Here is a 2,253-nt window from a genome sequence, read left to right as displayed (position 1 = left end):
GGCCGCCGCGCCCGGCCTGCAGGCCGATGCCCTGCCCATGCAGTGGCGCTGCGGCGAAGAACGGGTGCAGGCCGCCGCCGATCCGGCGCGCGAGCGCCTGGCCCTGCAGGTGCGCGGCACCCGCCTGGACATGCAGCGCACCGATGCCGGCGGCGCCACCGGCGCGCGGTACACCGACGCCCTGGGCAATACCTTCCGGCAGTCGCAGCCGGACCAGGCCACGCTGACCCTGGCCGGCCTGGGCGAGACCCTCAAATGCGTCCGCCACGACAGCGGCATGACCGGCTGAAGACCGACGCTGGCGCGGCCGCCGCCAAAAACCCGGCACAGTTCACACCTTCAGAATGGCGCGGCGGGGCCGACATCTAGAGCGTCCCCGCTCCGGCCCGCAGGCTGCCCCGCCATGCTCATCATCGTTGGCTTCGTCGTCGTCCTCATCAGCGTGGTCGGCGGCTATCTGCTCTCTAACGGCAAACTCGGTGCGCTGTGGCAGCCGTACGAGCTGATGATCATCGGCGGCGCGGCGCTGGGCGCGTTCCTGGTCAGCACCCCAGGCAAGATCGTCAAGGCGACGCTCTCCGGCGTGCTGGGCGTGTTCAAGGGCCCGCAGTACAAGGCCGACGACTACCGCAGCACCCTGACCCTGATCTACGAACTGCTGAACAAGGCGCGCCGCGACGGCTTCATGGCCCTGGAAGACCACGTCGAGCGCCCGGCCGACAGCGCGATCTTCGGCAACTACCCGAAGGTGCTGGCCGACCACCACCTGCTCGACTTCATCACCGACTGCCTGCGCCTGATGATCGGCAGCAACATCGAGCCGCACGAACTGGAACCGCTGCTGGAGCTGGAGCTGGAGAAGCACCACCACGAGGCGATGGCGCCGGCGCATGCGCTGAGCAAGGTGTCCGACGGCCTGCCCGGCTTCGGCATCGTCGCCGCGGTGCTGGGCATCGTCATCACCATGGGCTCGATCGGCGGTCCGATCGAGGAGATCGGCCACCACGTCGGCGCGGCGCTGGTCGGCACCTTCCTCGGCATCCTGCTGGCCTACGGCTTCGTCGCGCCGCTATCGGCGGCGATGGAAGCGCGCGCCGAGCAGGACAGCCGCATCTTCGAATCGGTGAAGACCGCGCTGCTGGCCTGCCTGCGCGGCTACAACCCGAAGATCGCCCTCGAATTCGCGCGCAAGACCCTGCCGACCGACGTGCGGCCGAGCTTCGCCGACTTCGAATCGCATCTGAAGACGATCAAGTAACGCGGTCATGGCCGAGACCAAATCCACCGTCGTCATCCGCCGGGTCAAGAAGGTCCAGGGCGGCGGCCACCACGGCGGCGCGTGGAAGGTGGCCTATGCCGACTTCGTGACCGCGATGATGGCGTTCTTCCTGGTGCTGTGGCTGGTGGCGGCCACCACCAAGGAACAGCGCGCGGCGATCGCCGAATACTTCCGCAATCCCAGCCCGCTGGCCGGCAAGAGCCCGGCGCCGAGCCCCGGCATGGCCGGCCCCGGCGGCGCCAGCACCTCGATGATCAAGCTCGGCGGCGCCGGCGAGATGCAGCGCGGCAACAACAAGGATCCGTTCGGCAGCAAGAGCCTGAAGGGCGACGACAGCAAGACCACGCAGCGCGAGAAGGAGAAGCAGCGCCTGGAAACGCTGATGCAGGAGCTGAAGGAAGCCATCGACAAGAGCCAGGCGCTGGAACCGTTCAAGGACCAGCTGCTGCTGGACCTGACCCCGGACGGCCTGCGCATCCAGATCGTGGACAAGGAGAACCGGCCGATGTTCGACCTCGGCAGCGCGGTGCTCAAGCCCTATACACGCGGCATCCTCCACGAGCTGTCCGGCTTCATCAACCAGGTGCCCAACCACATCAGCATCACCGGCCACACCGACGTCACCCAGTACAGCGGCAAGAACGGCTACAGCAACTGGGAGCTGAGCGCGGACCGCGCCAACGCCGCGCGCCGCGAACTGGTCGCCGGCGGCATGGGCGAGGACAAGGTCTCGCGCGTGGTCGGGCTGTCCTCCTCGGTGCTGTTCGACAAGCAGGTGCCGAACAATCCGATCAACCGCCGCATCAGCATCGTGGTGATGACCAAGGATGCCGAGGACGCCGCCACCGCCGACGGCGATCACAGCGTCGCCCTGGGCACGGTGCAGCCCGACGCCGACACCAAGGTGCCGGACCTGAGCGCCGCGGCGACGGACGCGGCCGCCGCGCCGACCACCGGCAAGGGCGCGCCCGCGG

The 2,253-nt window shown here is 68.7% G+C and carries 3 protein-coding genes; all 3 read left to right on the top strand.

Annotated features, from left to right (window positions below):
* A partial coding sequence (locus D180_RS06095; RefSeq protein WP_017912092.1) for a hypothetical protein occupies positions 1-289 on the top strand: 289 nt, incomplete at its 5' end.
* A 114-nt stretch (positions 290-403) separates the two neighbouring features.
* A complete protein-coding gene (motA, locus tag D180_RS06090; RefSeq protein WP_017912091.1) occupies positions 404-1,258 on the top strand; it encodes a flagellar motor stator protein MotA in 855 nt (284 codons plus the stop codon).
* A 7-nt stretch (positions 1,259-1,265) separates the two neighbouring features.
* On the top strand, positions 1,266-2,253 hold a 988-nt coding region (gene motB, locus D180_RS06085; RefSeq protein WP_017912090.1), incomplete at its 3' end, for a flagellar motor protein MotB.

Source organism: Xanthomonas sp. SHU 166 (assembly GCF_000364685.1).
Lineage (GTDB): Bacteria > Pseudomonadota > Gammaproteobacteria > Xanthomonadales > Xanthomonadaceae > Xanthomonas_A > Xanthomonas_A sontii.
This window is presented reverse-complemented; position numbering and strand designations above follow the sequence as displayed.

Excerpts from the sequence above, each read along its gene's own strand:
- motA (WP_017912091.1), top strand. The coding sequence starts at position 404 with ATGCTCATCATCGTTGGCTTCGTCGTCGTCCTCATCAGCGTGGTCGGC.